At 71.2% G+C, this 15,647-nt stretch carries 17 protein-coding genes and 1 pseudogene; 10 read left to right on the top strand and 8 right to left on the bottom strand.

The window, feature by feature from the left end; genetic code table 11:
• Nucleotides 1-33: 33 nt before the first annotated feature.
• The gene (gene nhaC, locus OG379_RS14885; protein WP_405662916.1) at nucleotides 34-1,515 is read right to left on the bottom strand and encodes a Na+/H+ antiporter NhaC; all 1,482 of its coding nucleotides are present in this window, start codon (nucleotides 1,513-1,515) and stop codon (nucleotides 34-36) included.
• A gap of 211 nt (nucleotides 1,516-1,726) precedes the next feature.
• The gene (locus OG379_RS14880; RefSeq protein WP_405662914.1) at nucleotides 1,727-2,416 is read right to left on the bottom strand and encodes a GntR family transcriptional regulator; all 690 of its coding nucleotides are present in this window, start codon (nucleotides 2,414-2,416) and stop codon (nucleotides 1,727-1,729) included.
• Between the two features lie 165 nt (nucleotides 2,417-2,581).
• Here OG379_RS14880 and OG379_RS14875 point away from each other — a divergent pair, with 165 nt between their 5' ends.
• From OG379_RS14875 to OG379_RS14860, 4 genes are all read left to right on the top strand, one after another.
• The gene (locus OG379_RS14875; RefSeq protein WP_405662912.1) at nucleotides 2,582-3,529 is read left to right on the top strand and encodes an asparaginase; all 948 of its coding nucleotides are present in this window, start codon (nucleotides 2,582-2,584) and stop codon (nucleotides 3,527-3,529) included.
• Between the two features lie 295 nt (nucleotides 3,530-3,824).
• Nucleotides 3,825-5,141 (top strand): MFS transporter, encoded by a 1,317-nt coding sequence (locus tag OG379_RS14870; protein ID WP_405662910.1) that lies wholly within the window; start codon nucleotides 3,825-3,827, stop codon nucleotides 5,139-5,141.
• Complete coding sequence (locus tag OG379_RS14865; protein ID WP_405662907.1) at nucleotides 5,134-6,099, top strand: D-2-hydroxyacid dehydrogenase family protein; 966 nt, start codon at nucleotides 5,134-5,136, stop codon at nucleotides 6,097-6,099. Before OG379_RS14870 ends, OG379_RS14865 begins: the two co-directional genes overlap by 8 nt.
• Before the next feature lie 50 nt (nucleotides 6,100-6,149).
• On the top strand, nucleotides 6,150-7,061 hold the full coding sequence (locus OG379_RS14860) for an MBL fold metallo-hydrolase (protein WP_405662904.1): 912 nt from the start codon (nucleotides 6,150-6,152) through the stop codon (nucleotides 7,059-7,061).
• 16 nt (nucleotides 7,062-7,077) lie between these two features.
• Here the strand turns inward: OG379_RS14860 and OG379_RS14855 are convergent, their stop codons facing one another.
• Nucleotides 7,078-7,314: a hypothetical protein gene (locus tag OG379_RS14855; RefSeq protein ID WP_405662902.1), complete on the bottom strand. Its 237-nt coding sequence runs from the start codon at nucleotides 7,312-7,314 to the stop codon at nucleotides 7,078-7,080.
• Between the two features lie 172 nt (nucleotides 7,315-7,486).
• On the opposite strand from OG379_RS14855, the gene OG379_RS14850 reads away from it, so the two are divergent.
• From OG379_RS14850 to OG379_RS14830, 5 genes are all read left to right on the top strand, one after another.
• Nucleotides 7,487-7,951, top strand: a complete 465-nt coding sequence (locus tag OG379_RS14850; RefSeq protein WP_405662899.1) for a hypothetical protein — start codon at nucleotides 7,487-7,489, stop codon at nucleotides 7,949-7,951.
• Nucleotides 7,952-8,074: 123 nt separating this feature from the next.
• Nucleotides 8,075-9,034 carry an SDR family NAD(P)-dependent oxidoreductase gene (locus tag OG379_RS14845; protein WP_405662897.1) on the top strand — a complete coding sequence of 320 codons (960 nt, stop codon included), beginning with the start codon at nucleotides 8,075-8,077 and terminating at the stop codon, nucleotides 9,032-9,034.
• A 273-nt stretch (nucleotides 9,035-9,307) separates the two neighbouring features.
• Nucleotides 9,308-10,294, top strand: coding sequence for a GNAT family N-acetyltransferase (locus OG379_RS14840; protein ID WP_405662895.1), 987 nt, complete (start codon nucleotides 9,308-9,310; stop codon nucleotides 10,292-10,294).
• Nucleotides 10,295-10,598: 304 nt separating this feature from the next.
• Nucleotides 10,599-11,147 (top strand): DUF6313 family protein, encoded by a 549-nt coding sequence (locus tag OG379_RS14835; RefSeq protein WP_405662892.1) that lies wholly within the window; start codon nucleotides 10,599-10,601, stop codon nucleotides 11,145-11,147.
• Between the two features lie 3 nt (nucleotides 11,148-11,150).
• Nucleotides 11,151-11,507 carry a hypothetical protein gene (locus tag OG379_RS14830; RefSeq protein ID WP_405662889.1) on the top strand — a complete coding sequence of 119 codons (357 nt, stop codon included), beginning with the start codon at nucleotides 11,151-11,153 and terminating at the stop codon, nucleotides 11,505-11,507.
• Between the two features lie 133 nt (nucleotides 11,508-11,640).
• On the opposite strand, the gene OG379_RS14825 is transcribed toward OG379_RS14830, so the two are convergent.
• The 4 genes and pseudogenes from OG379_RS14825 to OG379_RS14810 all read right to left on the bottom strand — a co-directional run bounded on the left by OG379_RS14825 (nucleotide 11,641) and on the right by OG379_RS14810 (nucleotide 14,511).
• Nucleotides 11,641-12,486 (bottom strand): hypothetical protein, encoded by an 846-nt coding sequence (locus tag OG379_RS14825; protein ID WP_405668511.1) that lies wholly within the window; start codon nucleotides 12,484-12,486, stop codon nucleotides 11,641-11,643.
• Nucleotides 12,487-12,566: 80 nt separating this feature from the next.
• Nucleotides 12,567-12,813, bottom strand: a pseudogene (locus OG379_RS14820) (hypothetical protein); the annotation flags it as partial.
• Nucleotides 12,774-13,517, bottom strand: coding sequence for a hypothetical protein (locus OG379_RS14815; protein WP_405662887.1), 744 nt, complete (start codon nucleotides 13,515-13,517; stop codon nucleotides 12,774-12,776). The gene OG379_RS14815 and the pseudogene OG379_RS14820, both read right to left, overlap by 40 nt.
• 172 nt (nucleotides 13,518-13,689) lie before the next feature.
• Complete coding sequence (locus OG379_RS14810) at nucleotides 13,690-14,511, bottom strand: S1 RNA-binding domain-containing protein (RefSeq protein WP_405662884.1); 822 nt, start codon at nucleotides 14,509-14,511, stop codon at nucleotides 13,690-13,692.
• A gap of 62 nt (nucleotides 14,512-14,573) precedes the next feature.
• On the opposite strand from OG379_RS14810, the gene OG379_RS14805 reads away from it, so the two are divergent.
• Entirely contained in the window at nucleotides 14,574-14,975 is a 402-nt protein-coding gene (locus OG379_RS14805) for a VOC family protein (RefSeq protein WP_405662880.1), read from the top strand.
• A 127-nt stretch (nucleotides 14,976-15,102) separates the two neighbouring features.
• On the opposite strand, the gene OG379_RS14800 is transcribed toward OG379_RS14805, so the two are convergent.
• On the bottom strand, nucleotides 15,103-15,573 hold the full coding sequence (locus OG379_RS14800; protein WP_405662878.1) for an ATP-binding protein: 471 nt from the start codon (nucleotides 15,571-15,573) through the stop codon (nucleotides 15,103-15,105).
• Nucleotides 15,574-15,647 lie beyond the last annotated feature (74 nt).

Here is a 15,647-nt window from a genome sequence, read left to right as displayed (position 1 = left end):
TCCGTGATCTCCCAACGACGGCTGCCCCCACCGTCAGGCGGCGGCCGGGACCGCGGGGTGGGCGGGGTGGCGGGTCGGCTCCTGGCGCGCGATGCCGAAGCCGGTGTAGCCGCAGATCACAGCGATGATCACGCCGAAGTAGTTCAGGAACGCGTATGGGGCGTACGCCATGGTGGCGACACCCAGGGTCGCGGACATGTAGGTGGCGGCCTCCGTCCACGGGACCAGCGGGACGAAGACCGTCCCGGAGTCCTCCAGGGTGCGCGAGAGGTTCTTCGGGGCGAGTCCCCGCTCCGGGTAGACGTCCCGGAACGCCTGGCCCGGCACGATGATCGTCAGGTACGAGACGCCCATCGCGAGCGCCGTACCCAGCGAGCTCAGCGCGGTGGCGAGGATGATCCCGCCCGTCCTGCGGACCTTGGACAGCAGACGGTGCATCAGGACGTCCAGGCAGCCGGTCTCGGTCAGGATGCCCGCGAAGGCGAAGCCGGCGAGACCGATCAGCATCGTCGTCGCCATGGACGACATGCCGCCGCGGTTGAGGAGCGTGTCCGCCGCTTCGGACAGGTGCTGGGGGTCGATGTCTCCGTGGCCGCTCAGCATCGACGAGGTGAAGCCCGTCGATGCGGCGGAACAGATCTGCTGGAGGGAGAACCCCTGGAAGATCCCGCCCAGGGCTCCCGCGACCGCCGACGAGGCGATGATGGTCGGCAGCGGAGGCTTTTTCATGACCGCGCCCAGGAGCACGACGGCCGGTGGCAGCAGAAGCAGCAGATTGAAGTGGAACGCCTGCTCCAGCACGTCCTGCAGGGCCTCGGTGCGCTGGGCGGCCTGCCCGTCGGCGTGCTGGGTGCGCCCCAGGACCAGGTACAGGATGCCGGCCAGGACCGCGGCCGGGCCCGTCGTGTAGAGGAGGTGCCGGATGTGCTCGAAGAGAGTCGAACCGGCCACTGCGGGGGCCAGGTTGGTGGTGTCCGACATCGGGGACATCTTGTCGCCGAAGTAGGCGCCGGAGATGATGGCGCCCGCCGTCATCGGCAGGGACACACCGAGACCGCCGGCCACCCCGATCAGGGCGACACCGACCGTGCCGACGGCTCCCCAGGAGGTGCCGGTCACCGTCGAGACGACCATGGTGATCAGGAACGCCAGCACCACGATCCACGACGGCTGTATGGACTTGAGCCCCCAGTCGACGATCATCGGGATCGTGCCGCTCAGCGTCCAGGTGCCGATCAGCATGCCGATGGATATGAGGATCAGCAGCGCCGGCATCGCGGCGTCGATCTTCGACCGAACGCCGGCGAGCATCTCGTCCCAGGTGACACCGAGCCACAGCGCGATGGCGCCGGCTACGACGCAGGCCGCGATGAGGAGGACCACGGGATCGAGGCCGAGCCACACCGTGCCCGTGATCATCAGGGCCAGCATCAGCACGACGGGCAGCGCGGCGACGAACAGCCCGGGGGTACGACGTACGCGTGGGGGCGCCGCCACGGTGGAGGGATCGGTCATTTCGGGTACTCCAGTGCCCGGCTGGGGCCGGGCCGGTCGGCGGGGCAGGAGGGGGCGGCCGACGGCTGAGGGGGCAGCTGCGTCGGCCGGAGGACGCCGGGACACCCCGGAGGGGGCCGGATCATGCGGCGTAGGGCATGCGGAGGTGCGCCCGGGCGGTACGAGTACGGCGCCCGAGGCGTGTGGAGGGGTGGGGCTTCCCCGGGGTGGGTCAGCCGGCGGTCGGTGACTCCGACGTCGGGGCGGTCGCCGCCGGGTCCGTGGTCGAGGCCGCCATCTGAGCCCGTACGCGGTCGAGATGGAGCTGCATGAGAGCGGCGGCGCGCTCTCCGTCGCCGTCCGCCACGGCTGCGGCGATCTCCTCGTGATCGTCCAGGGAGTCGGCCGTGTGGGCCGGTGGAACGTCCAGCGGACTGCGCAGCAGGATGATCTGCTGCTGCACACGCCACAGCTGCTCCGCGACCCGTGGACTGCGCGCGGTGTCGATCAGGGTTCGGTGGAAGTCCAGATCCAGCCGGTGCACGAGGCGCCGGCCGCCCTGGATGGTCTTCCGCGCGCGGGCGCAGGCCGCGTGCAGCGCGGCCACGTCCTTGTCGTCACGGCGCTCGGCGGCGAGCCGGGCGGACGCCGTCTCCAGCGCGGTACGGAGCTCGAACAGGGCCGCCACGTCGTCCGGGTCGGCCGCGAAGACCGTGGCGCCCCGGTTGGGGGTGTGCACGAGCAGGCCCTCGCTGACCAGTTGACGTACCGCCTCGCGCAAGGGGCCCCGGCTGGTTCCGAGCTCCCGGGCGAGCACCACCTCGTTGATCCGGGTGCCCGGGGCGAGGCGGCCGCTGAGCAGCCGTTCGCGGAGCACTTCGACGATCTGGACGGCAAGGCCGCGTTGCAGGGTCTCGCTCACGGGCACTGCCTCCTTCGACCGGGAAAGTGTTGACAGTCGCCAGTTGACAACCACGTTTCCGCAGCTGTCAAGGGCTGTCCACGAAATCGCTCCCGCATTCGACAGGTTCCACGCCAAGTGATAACTGTCGACAGTTGACACCAACCCGAGAGGCGGACGTAACTGATGCACACCGTGGTGGCCGAGGTATGGCGCGGCGAGTTCCTGGAGTCCGTGCACCACGGGACGGTTCTCGCGACCGGCCCGGACGGGTCCGAGAGTGTACGGATCGGGGACGTCGATGCCCCGATGTATCCGCGCTCGTCCAACAAGCCCCTCCAGGCGCTCGGCATGCTGCGCGCCGGACTCGAACTGGACGGCCCCCTCCTGGCGCTGGGCTGTGCCAGCCACTCCGGTGAGGGCATTCACCTGGAGGGCGTACGGGCGATCCTGGCCTCGGCAGGGCTCGGCACGGACGCGCTGCGCTGCACGGCTGCCCTGCCTATCGGCGAGGACGCCCTGCGCGCCTACCTGGAGGCCGGGGGGCAGCCCTCCCCGCTGACGATGAACTGCTCGGGCAAGCACGCCGCCATGCTGGCGACCTGTGTCACCAACGGCTGGGACACCGCCACGTACCTCGATCCCCGGCACCCGCTCCAGGTGCTGCTGCGCGAGACGCTGGAGGAGACGGCGGGAGAGAAGGTCGCGGCGACGGGTGTCGACGGTTGCGGCGCGCCGCTGTTCGCCATCAGCCTGCGCGGCCTCGCCCGGGCGTTCGGCCGCTTGGCCTCGGCGCCGGAGGGAAGCCTCGAACACCGCGTGGCCCGGGCGATGAACGCGCACCCGCGCCACGTCGGTGGCACCGGACGTGACGTGACACGCCTCATGGGGGCGCTGCCGGGCGCCGTCGCCAAGGACGGCGCCGAGGGTGTCTACGCACTCGGCCTGCCGGACGGATCGGCGGTGTCGCTGAAGATCGCCGACGGATCCCAGCGTTCCCGCCCCGTGGTGATGATCGCCGCCCTGCGCCACCTAGGGGTGGACGTGGACGGAGACGAGACCCTCACCGCCCTCGCCACGGCACCGGTCCTCGGCCACGGCGAGGTGGTGGGATCGGTCCGGCCCACCTTCTGAGGGCGGTGGGCCCCGGGGGCGGCCTGCCGGGCCCGCCTCGACGGGCGCGTGGACCGGTTCCCTGACCGGGAGTACTTCACGGGCGGCACGCCCGGGCCTGCGCATGCCGTCGAGGGCCACGGGAGCCAGGCCTCCGGGCCCCGGCATGCCCCGGCCGGGGCCCGGGGCGCAGCGGAGCCCCGCGCCGAGGAATGGGGTCGGGCTGGGGGCGGCACTGCAGTGATCCCCCTCACTTCTGGATCGGTCGATCTAAAAACCCTTGACCGGCACGCCAGGCCGAGGGGAGTATTTCGGCATGAACGATCCAGAATCCACGGGGGGCGGCGCCGGCGCCCGCTCCCCATTGAGCCGCGCGATGGTGCTGTTGCTGGCGGTGACGTGCGGCGCGGCAGTCGCGAACATCTACTACGCGCAGCCGCTGCTGCCCGTCGTCTCCGAGGCCCTGGGTGTCTCCGAGGGAGCCGGCGGCCTGATCGTCACCGCCTCCCAGATCGGCTACGCGCTCTCGCTGGCACTGCTGGTGCCCCTGGGCGACGTACTCGAGCGCCGCCGGCTGGTGAGCGGGCTGCTCGCCCTGAGCGCCGTCGCTCTCCTGGGCGCGGCGGCAGCCCCTTCGCTGGGCGCGCTGTACGCCTCGGTCGCGCTGGTCGGGGTGACCTCCGCCGTGGCGCAGATCGTGGTGCCGATGGCCGCTTCCCTGGCCGCCGACCACGAACGCGGCGCGGCGGTCGGTACGGTCATGAGCGGCCTGCTCATCGGCATCATGCTCGCGCGGACCGTCGCGGGGGCCCTGGCTGAATTCGGGGACTGGCGGCTGGTGTTCGTCTTCGCGGCGGCCGTCATGGTGGTGCTGGCGATCACCCTGCGCCTGGTTCTGCCTCTCGTGCCGCCGACCGCGACGACGCCCTATCCCCAGCTGCTGCGCTCGGTGGTGACGCTGGTGCGCACCGAGTCGCTGCTGCGCAGGCGCATGGGTCTGGCGGCGGTCGGCATGGGCGGATTCACGGTCCTGTGGACCGCCTCGTCGTTCCTGCTGGCCGGCCCCACCTACGGGTACGGCCCGGCGATCATCGGTCTGTTCGGCCTGGTCGGGGTCGTCGGAGCCGCCCTCGCGTCGGTGGCCGGCCGGCTGGCGGACCGGGGGCGCGCCCGCCAGGTGACCACCGGCGGGCTGATCGTGCTGACGGGCAGCTGGGGCGTCCTCGTCCTCGCCGGCCTGGGAGGCCCGCTCGGTCTGGGCGCGCTGATGACCGGCATCGTGGCGCTCAACCTGGCACAGCAGGCACTGCTGATCAGCCACCAGAGCGTCCTGTACCGCCGCATCCCGCACGCCCGCAGCCGGGTCACCACAGCGCTCATGGTCTCCGCCTTCGCCGGCAGCACCGTCTCCTCCGCGCTGACAGCGGCGCTGTATCCGCTCGTGGGCTGGGCGGGCGTCTCCGCGCTCGGAGCGGTGATCGCGCTGATCGGCCTCGCGATCTGGTCCCTCGAACTGCTCCGCCCCAGCCCCGCGGAGCCGCTCGCCGGCCCTTCGGCCGACGAGGACACCCAAACGGCCCGCGCCTGCGCCGAACTCACCGGCGCACAGGCGAAGGAGACCGCACATGCCTGAGGTCCGCCGAGTGGCGATCCTGGACGACTACCAGCACACGGCACACCGTCACGCCGCCTGGGAAACCCTGCCCGAAGGCGCCCACCTCACGTATTTCTCCGAGCACTTGGGCGGGCCCGAGGAGGTGATCGCCGCACTGCGGCCGTTCGACGTGGTCGTCGCCATGCGCGAGCGCACCCCCTTCCCCGCCGAGGTGCTCGGCAGGCTGCCGAACCTCCGCCTGCTGGTGACCACGGGCCCGGCCAACGCGGCCATCGACACGGCTGCGGCCGCGCGGCAAGGGATCGTGGTGTCCGGCACCCGCGCCGCAGGACTGACCTCGACGGCCGAGCTGACATGGGGACTCCTGCACGCCCTGACGCGCTCCATCCCCGCCGAGGACCGCAACCTGCGTGACGGTGTCTGGCAGCGGACCGTGGGGCGTGACCTGCACGGCGCCCGGCTGGGCGTCATCGGCCTGGGAGGTGTGGGCAGCCGCGTGGCCCAGGTCGGAGTCGCCTTCGGCATGGACGTCGTCGCCTGGAGCGCCCACCTCGATCCGGAGCACGCGAAAGCGCTGGGTGTCGCCCCTGTCAGCAAGCGGGAACTGCTGAGCACGTCGGACGTGGTGACCCTCCACGTCCGGCTCTCCCCACGCACCGTCGGCCTCATCGGTGCCGACGAACTCGCCCTCATGGGGCCGCACGCGCTGCTCGTCAACACCTCCCGGGCGCCCGTCGTCGACGAGACGGCGCTACTGGCCGCCCTGCACGCCGGAACGTTGGGCGGAGCCGCCCTGGACGTCCACCTCACCGAGCCGCTGCCCGCCGGTTCGCCCTGGCACGACGCTCCGCGGACCGTCCTCACCCCACACCTGGGCTACGTCACCGCCGACGCCTACGAGATCTTCTACCGCGACGCACTCGGCGACATCCTCGCCTACGCCTCCGGCGCACCGGTCCGCGTGCTCACGCCGTGACCGGACCACGCCCCGCCACCCCGACAGACGAACGAGCAGAGGGACCCACCATGACCGCCAGCGAGCAGACCACCACCGCCCACCCGCCGCACGACGCCGCCGACATATCGGGGGGCCGCCTGCCGCACCTGTGGACGCGGACCCTGGGCGACCTCACCATCACGTACGTCCCCGACGCCGGCGTCCACATGATCCCCACCCGGGTCTACCCCGCCTCCGCCGACGAGGACTGGGCGGACCACGGCCCCCACATGACGGACGCGGGCCACCTGGCCATGAGCTGCGGAGCACTGCTCGTCGAACGTGGAGGGAAGCGCCTGCTCCTGGACGCCGGACACGGCAGCATCTCGGGCGAGGACCCCGAACACTTCCAGCACGGCTTCGACCACGTACAGACCCTTCCCGACCACCTGAAAAGCCTGGGCGTCGACCCGGCCACCCTGGAGACGGTCGCCTTCACCCACCTGCACGACGACCACACCGGCTGGGCCCGGCCGGACGCCGTCGACGATCCGCGCAGCCTGTTCCCCAACGCGCGCTGGCTCGTAGGGGCAGGTGAACTGGAGGGCCCCGACCCCGCCGCCGGCCCACGGCTCGCCGGACAGGACGAACGGACCACAGCCGTCGCCGACGGGACCGAGATAGCCGAAGGCGTACGTGCCTGGGCGCTCCCCGGGCACACCACCGGGCACACGGCCTGGGTCCTCGACACCGGTGACGGCCGCCGGGTCGTGGCCTTCGGCGACGCCATGCACTCACCCGTCCAAGTCCAGCACCCCGACTGGGAGGTCGTCCTCGACCACGACCGGGCCGAGGCGGAGGACTCGCGCCGCCGGCTCGTCGAATTCCTCGCCCAGGACGGTGTCTTCGGCTTCGGCGTGCACTTCGCCGACCAGCAGCTCGGAACCGTCGACGACGCCGGCCGCTGGCGCCCTTGGGAGGACGGGCGAGACAACCGCTAGGGGGCGTGCGTCCGGCTCAGGCCGGATCAGGGAGCGCGGCCTCGTGCCGTGGATCGCCCAGCACGCCCGCCAGCAGCCGCAGGGTGTGGTCGGCCGACTCCCGGGCGCCGAGCGTCCCGGCGTCCACGGTCAGGAGACGCCATGGGGACCGCGCCAGGACGCGGCGGGTCAACTCCTCCTCGTACCGCAGGTGAGTGGACTTGCCGACGCCGGGGCTGTTGCCGATGACGGGCGCCTGGTCGCTGGGAAGCAACGGACAGCCGAACCCGCCCGAACCGGGCCCGTGCGTGTCCTCGATCTCCCACGGAGCAGCCGCCCGAGCGTCACTTTGTCACAGCGGAGCAACCGCTCCGCACGTCGCCGGAGTTACCGACTCCCGCTGGATAGGGTCCCCCGGAATCACTGGTGAATCATGAGGGGGTTTCATGAGGTTCAAGCGAGTGGGCCGGTTCGGTACGACAGGCGCGTTGGTCGCCGCGTCGCTCGGCGCGTCGGTCGTCCTCACTCCGTCGGCGGCATCCGCGGAGAGCGCCTGGGAGTGCTACGGCACCGCGGTCAAGCGCTGCGCCGCCGTCTGGTGGGACGAAACGGCCGACACCTACCGGGCGCGGGCGAAGATCACCGACGTCGCGGGTGGTGGCAGTTACCAGGTCAAGGTCACCGACGTGAAGCTTCAGCGCTTCAGCGGCAACGGCTGGGTGACGCTGCGCACCGCGGCGGACGGCGACGGCTGGAAGGACACCGAGGACCTGGCCGGCACCACCACCGTCGACCCGTGCAAGTGGCCGACGTCGAGTTTCGGTGTGGTGGCGACGTTCAGCTGGAAGGGGGCGTCCTCGGGTGAGAAGACCTGGCGTCCCGACAACTCGTGGGCGCTGCTCTGCGACTGAGCCGCCGTACGCGTCCGTCCCGCACCGGGGGTGTGGGACGGACGCGTTCACCCGGCATCCGCCCCGCACGCTCCGTCATCGGGCCTTGACTTGGAGTGCGCTCCAGCACCTAGCGTCCCGGCCATGACCACACCTCAGCGCAAGATCGGATCGGGCTTCGGCGCCCGGAGCACCACGGACGACGTCCTGAGCGGGATCGACCTGAGCGGCAGCACCGCGATCGTCACCGGTGGCTACTCGGGGCTCGGCCTGGAGACGACCCGGGCACTGGCGGGTGCCGGAGCCCGCGTCGTGGTCCCCGCCCGGCGACGGACGGCAGCCGAGGCTGCGGTCGAGGGCATCGACGGCGTCGAGACGGAGGACCTCGACCTCTCCGACCTCGAAAGCGTCCGCGGGTTCGCCGAGCGGTTCCTGGCCTCGGGGCGCGGGGTCGACATCATGATCAACAACGCCGGCGTCATGGCCTGCCCCGAGACGCGGGTAGGCCCCGGATGGGAGGCGCAGTTCGCCACCAACCACCTCGGCCACTACGCGCTGGTCAATCGACTCTGGCCGGCGATCGCCCGCGGTGGCGCGCGGGTGGTCGCGGTGTCCTCCGGCGCCCACGGTGCCGGAATGCACTGGGACGACGTGCAGTTCGAGCGGGGCTACGACAGATGGCGGGCGTACGGACAGGCGAAGGCGGCGAACGTGCTGTTCGCCGTGCAGCTCGACGCGCTCGGCCGTGACGCCGGAGTCAGGGCGTTCGCGCTGCATCCGGGCAGCATCCTGACCCCGTTGCAGCGCCACCTCGCGAAGGCGGACATGGTCGACGCGGGATGGATCGACGAGAACGACAACCCGACCGACCCCACCTTCAAGACGCCCCGGCAGGGCGCGGCGACGCAGGTATGGGCGGCGACCTCGCCCCGGCTGGCGGGCATGGGCGGCGTGTACTGCGAGGACTGCGACATCGCCGAGCCGGCCCGTGACGGCGCGGAAGGAGGCGTGCACGCCCACGCGACCGACCCGGAGCAGGCCGCCCGCCTGTGGGCGCTGTCGGCCGGCCTCACGGGCGTCGACGCTTTCGCGGCGGCGACCTGAGCGGCTTCCCGTGACCGAGCGGCGAGGGCGCGGCGGATCCCTGACCGGGCTGTGTCAGTGGCCGAGGCCCGGCGCCGCCCTGGTTTCGGCTGGAGCGCCGCTGGACACCGCCTCCGGCACGGCGGGGCGACTGCTGGCCCACCTCATGGGAACACCCCGGCACGAATCCGCGTGGGGCTCGCCGCTGAGCGGCAGCTGAAGGGGGAGGGCGCCCCGTCACCGGGCTGTGTAAATCGGCGGCGGGTCCGCTGCGAGGTGCGAGAACATCCGGTCATGTCAAACGGCGTACCAGGACAGGGACTTCCGGCCGGCTTCGGGTTCCGGCCGTATCGCGACGAGGACGGAGACCACCACGCCATGGCCGCGGTGCGGCTGGGCTGCGCCGAACGGGACGGGGTCGATGCCCGCTCGGTCGTGGAAGGGCTCCCGACGGAGGCAGAGATCGCGGAAGCCTCGGCCAAGCTGGAGGAACCGTCGAGGAACCAGATCCTGGTCGTGCGCGACGGGGGCGTCGTCGGCTACGCGACGATCCGGTGGCTGCGGGAGCGGGACGGCACGTGGCTCTACGTGCACCGTGGCTACCTCTTGCCCGAGCACCGCCGCCAGGGCGTCGGATCCGCGATGCTGAGCTGGGCCGAGGAGCGGATCCGCCGGCTCGTCGTACAGCACGGAACGGCGGACACGGCGGTGATCGGCGCGAACGCCATGGCTTCCGAGCAGGACGCGACGACGCTGCTGCTCGAAGCCGGCTACGGACGGGTCTTCAGCCTGGTCGAGCTGGAGCTGGGCGATCTGCGCCAGTTGCCGGAGCGGGGCGGCGAACTGCCGACGGGCCTACGGACGGGGCCCGTCGGGGAGAGCGATTACCGTGCGGCCTGGAGGACGGTAGTCGATTCGTATGCGGGGACCGGATTCACTCAGGAATGGCCTTTCCAGGACTTCGTCTCCAGCGCCGACCCGACATGCTGGCGGGCGGCATGGCACGGGCACGACATGGTCGGGGTCGCACTCTGCTCCCTGCGCCGCCACGACCGCACCGTGGGCGAGGTCGAAGAGCTGAGCATCCGGGCGGACCGGCGACGGCTCGGCATCGGCCGGGCCCTGCTGCTGGACGGGCTGAGCACCCTGCGCGAGCGGGGCGCGACGACCGCCCGGCTCTTCACGGGCACGGCGAACCCGCACCGGTCCTACGACCTCTACGAGAGTGTGGGGTTCCAGCGGCGGAACGAGTACGTCCGCTACCGCAAGCCGCTTGGGTGATCGATGAGCGCTCGGGGAGCCCTGCCGGCCCAGGGGATCCGGCAATGTCTCCGGGAGGACCGGAGGCGGCGGCACGACCCTTATCCTGACCTTCGCCTGGCGAAGCCGACTGCGGCTGCCGGGGAGCGTGACGCGACCGGTGACCGCGTACCTGTCACCAGGACCAGCCGGGGGGCGATAGTTGGTGCACGGCCCTGTTCCTGTCCCGAGTCACCTGAATCTGCCGCCAGGCCGGTCCGGACTCACGGCGCGACTGCGCCGCGCCTGGAGATCGCGAAAGGCGCTGAAGGGCGTCACACAGTGGGTGCTGGACTGGGGCGTCCCCATCGCCCTGTGCCTGCTGGTGCTGTACGTCTTCGCCGCCAGAGCCGGCAGCCCCAGCGGCGTGTACGAGGTCTTCACGCTGATCGAGGCGCCCAAGCACACCCTTCTCTGGGCCCTGTCCCTTCTCGGCTGGCTCCTGGTCCCGGCCATCATCGGTGGATTCGCCGGACACGTGATCACGACGCGCATCGGCAGCGTGAAGTCGATCTCCGCCAACTCGCTCTTCCGGCAGCGCACATGGGGCCAGCGGCTGAGACCGCCCGGGCTGATCGACGACCTGAGGCCCTACTTCCACGGCGATCACGCCCGGCAGGAGTTCGTCGACGCCTGGGTCCGGGTCGCCCACCGCAACGACTGGAAGCGGGCGCAGGACCACTGGGAGGTCTACGTCCGGGACATCATGTCCACTCCGCAGTACGCCCATCTCGACCGGCGCGAGTGTCTGCGCCAGGCCCAGAACACGAGCAAGATGGGATTGCTCTTCACCGCCCTGGTCGGGCTCTGCATCGTCTGCGAAAGGAGGCGGTAGACCGTGCGAGGAGAGGATGCCGTCGAGATCGTGAAGGTCTCCCTCGCTCTGGCGTTCCCCGCGGCGACCGTGGAGGGCATCGCCCGGGCAGCGGAAACCGTGGTGCGCTGGGGGGCAGAGGACGCCGCCGAGTACCTGGACGAACCGCTGACGCAGCGCATGCTCCTGGACCTCCTGCAGGTCGCGGGGCTGTCGGAGGACGACTACACGCCTGCCGACCCGCATTGGCCGAACGCGGACACCCCTCCGGCGGACTACCGGACCTGGTCCCGTACGGAATTGATGGACGACGAGATCAACTTCCTCCCTCGGCCTCCGGACGAGCCACCCCCGCGCCGGCCCGGCCCGGGAGCGGTCTGACGACGGCGGGGAGGTACGTCCGCCACGGCGTACCCCGGAGGCCGACCGCAGGCTCTCCGGGGTACGCCCGCACCGGTCGGAGCGGGAGAAGCGGCCGCCCGCACCTTCGGCGGCACGGCAGGAGTCCAGCGTGTCATTCCGGCCGGGCTTCCGGGCTGCCGAAGTCCGGGTCGGTGTGGTCCGGGCTGGAGAACGACGGGCGTGGGCCTGCTGCCGACCGGTCAGCCGGGCCGGAGAAGTCCGGTCGGCTGTAGCCGAGCCTCGGAATGAGGTCGGCCGAGCGGCGCGGTGTCCGCGGTGGGGGATCGGCGGGGTCACCGAGAGCGTCCCGCATGAACGGCAGGATGCCCCGCTCCATCAGTGCATGACGCCAGGCCTCGCGAGCGCGCGCCACCTCCTCCGGCAGGTCGTCGGCATCGGCGTCTTCGTCTTCGTCGGCGTCGACGAAGACGTCGACCGGTGGCGAAGGCCCGTTGCGCAGGGCGGTGACGCAGAGACCCGCGGCGCCGACGACGACGCCCGCCGCGGTGATCACCGCGGCCCACCAACCAGCGCCGACGAGGGTGCTCGCGAACGGTGACGGCGGATTGAAGGCCTTCAGGAGATAGCCGGCCAGCAGGAGGATCGTCGCCGCAGCACCGGCCAGCACCGTCACCAGGACGGTGACGACGGCAGGCACACCGGCTCCGGTCCCTTCCGGAACCGGAGCCCCGCGCTCGGTCGCACGGGCGCGAAGCGGCGTGCGACCGAGCGAGCGCTGCGCGGGCGCACGCGACGTACCTCCCCGTGCCTTCGGCGGCTCGGGGCGTACTCGCAGGCCCAGCAGCGCCGCCAGCGTGCGACGGCCGAAGGACATCCCGGTCCAACGCACTGGAGAGACTCCGTCGCTGATCCGCCGGCCATCGGGCCGTCCGCCACCCAGGACGGCAGCGCCGAACCTATGACCCAGACCTGCCGAGGCAGGATGGTCAGTGGCCATGCCGTCGGTGACGGGGTAGGCGGAGGTGGCGGGCAGAGAGCCGGTGGACCAGTCCGGTGACGCCGAGCCATGGTGTTGTTCCCGGGCCTGTACGTACTGCTCGTACTCGGTCGCCGCGGCTGCCGTGATCAAGGCGGTGGCGTTCAGCGCCATGGTGCGCAGTCGTTCCAGGTTGAGACGTTCTCCGGCTCCGGCCAGTTCTGGCCGTTCGTGGGCGTGACTCAGCGCGTGACCGAGGAGCCGCTCGTACTCGGGCCGGTCTTCGGCCAGTAGGTGCGGAGCGCTCCTCACAGTTCTTCCTCCCCGGTCGCCGGCCCCTGCCGCCATCGTGGCGCGCCACGACCGTCGAAGCCAGACCCAGCCCCTTCGGAGGCTTCTGCCGACGCGGGGAAGGGAGTCTCCCTGGCGCGTTCCGGGAATGGTGTCCGGTCCGCGGTGGGCTCGCCACCCGCGTGGCCCGGCGAGCCGGCATCCGTAACCGCGGCGGCAGGCCTGGGCGAGGACACCGGCCGCGCGGGTGGTCGCAGCACCTGGGACGGGTGCGCGGACGGGGCTCGGGCGCTCACCGCACTCGGGGCCTGCTCGGCGCCGGAGTCATCCGCACCGCCCATCCCCCTGCCGTCAGCACCGACAGGCGAGAGTGCTCCGGGCTCCGGGACCGCCTCGGCCGGCTGCCGTTCGCCCGTGACCGCCTCGTTCACCGTCTGGATACGCCCGAGTTGGGTGAGCAGCATGGGGGCCGACAACCCGACGACGAGGGCGGCGTATCCACCGCTGATCTGGCCCGTGGTCCCGAACAGCACCGCGGCCCCGGCGCCCATCACGCTGTGCACGACGGCCGCGACCGTGTCGACGGCGGGATCGAAATAGGCCTGGAACCGGGGAGCTTCCTCCTGGGCCGCATCTGCTGCGGCTGACTGCCGATGGGCACGGCGGTCGGCCTGCCAGGAGACGAATCGGGTGTACAGGTCCAGGGCCCCACGCAGCAGACCACCCGCCGCCCCTAAAAGGATCAACGATGGGACGTCCACTGTCTCCCCTGGGTAACGGCCCTGACACCTGGTCGCGAGCTTCCTGCCACGGGACGAGCGTAGAGGCGCCCGCCAGCCGGAGGGAAGGGGCCCAGTCCCAGCCACGGTTCGCCTTGGCCGGCGGGGTGAGTCGTGACCCTGCCGCCCTTGCTCGATTCGGGCACGGCGGCCGTCACGCGGGCAGCACGACACCTGTGTGCCGGCCGCTCTCCGGCCTGAAGAGGAACACCCGTCGGGTGGGCAGCTCGATTTCCGCGACGACGACGGCAATCTCCTCTCCGGCCTCGACGTCTTCTGCCGGACTCGCCGCAGGGCGGCCGTCGATGTCTCTGGAGGGGACCAGCCCCAAGATCCCGTCCCCGAGGTCGACGAAAAGGCCGATGGGGAGCACCTTCTCAACCGTCCCGCGGAGTTCCTGGCCCACCACTGTGCGGTCGGCGAAAACCTGGAGGGGGTCGGTCTCCAGTGCCTTCAAAGACAGTCGCGCTTCAGCGTTGTGGGCGTCGGACCCAAGGAACTCGCACGAGACACGCTGTCCTTCCTGAACGACATCGGTGGGATCATCGAAGCGCCGCCAGGACAGTTCGGGGATACCGAGGAACCCGACACCGGGCAGGGTGGGATGGTCAGGCCCGTCGTCCAGGGCCACGAAGACCCCGAACCGTTCGATCGCCGCGACAGTGCCGGACAGGATGTCGCCTCGGTGCAGGGACTCCAGGAACATCCAGAGTTCCGGGCTCTCAGACTGCCAATCCATACCCGCAACCCTGGCACACGACGTCGTGTGCCAGCCATGGCCTCGACGAACTGACTGCTGCAGGTCCAGCGTGTTCCCGTCCGGCAACCGCTCAGCCATCAGCCGGCCCGGCTTACGCCGGCCGTCCAGCATCAGACCCCGCAGATAACACGCACCCTGGCGCGGCGACCACCCGGACACATCACCCGCGAACTCCGCCAACTCATCCCGGAACCATTCGACATCCCCCAGCTTCACACCCCGAGGAAGCCCACCAGGCAGGATCACCCAAGGTGATGAAGCACTACTAGGCTCGCTCCATGCTGAAACTCGGAATCCCTGTCATCGGTGTCACGGACATCCCCCGCGCAGTGACCTTCTGGACCGAGGCGCTGAACCTGGTCGTCGCTGAGGAGTGGGCGAGCGACACATGGCGGACACTCCTGCACCCCGACGGCTCGGGCCGGGCCCTCGGCCTGATGCAGAGTGCTTCCCCGGCCGAGCCGCGCCCCCGTATCCACCTGGACCTCTTCACGGACACGGCCGAGGAACAGCAGGCGGAGGTGAAGCGCCTGATCGGCCTCGGGGCGCAGAGCGTCGACTGGGACCTGTACCCGCCGGACCCCGACTTCGTCGTGCTCGCCGACCCGGACGGCAACATCTTCTGCGTGGTGGACCTGAGCCACGCGCCCAGCGGCAGCGGCCAGGAGCGGACACCCTGACCAACCGGCCCCGCCGTCCACCAGCCGCTCGGCGACACGGGTATCTGGAAGGTTCCAGCTACCCAGGCCCTCGGGCAAAGGCCTCGGCAGCACCGGCGATGCGCGCGGGTGGGGCCGAGGCTCCGCCTCATCGGGCAGCTTGCCCATACGCAGGCTTTCCGGCCCCCTTGGACAGGGCGCACTCCGCCCAGACCGTCTTGCCAGGGCCCACGCGGTCATGAACGCCCCAACGGGTGGCGAGGGCGTCGACGAGGATCAGCCCACGGCCGTGGTCCTCGTCGGAGGCCGGCACGACGAGGGCGGGGCGGGCCCGGTGGGTGTCGGACACCTCGATACGGATGACGCCCCGGCCGGCGTCGTAACGGAGCAGCAGGGCGAAGTCCCTTCCGGGTACGCGGCCGTGCAGTACGGCGTTCGCGGCGAGCTCGGCGACCACGATCGTGACCGTGTCGTGGTCGTCCGCACCGCGGGGGTGCCCCCACTCGACCAACTGCAGTCCGGCAAGCAGGCGTGCGAGTCGGGCTCCGCGTCGGGTCGCGGAGAAGCGCTGCACGAAAAGGCGCGTGGTAGCGGGAGAAAAGGCGCGAGGGGCTGGCATGGGCCCCAGCCTGGTGTCGAGGTGAGCCCGCGCGGCAGGCACGGCGCCGATACAGATCGGCTTGTACTGGTTCA

Source organism: Streptomyces sp. NBC_01166, from assembly GCF_045039765.1.
Lineage (GTDB): Bacteria > Actinomycetota > Actinomycetes > Streptomycetales > Streptomycetaceae > Streptomyces.
This window is presented reverse-complemented; position numbering and strand designations above follow the sequence as displayed.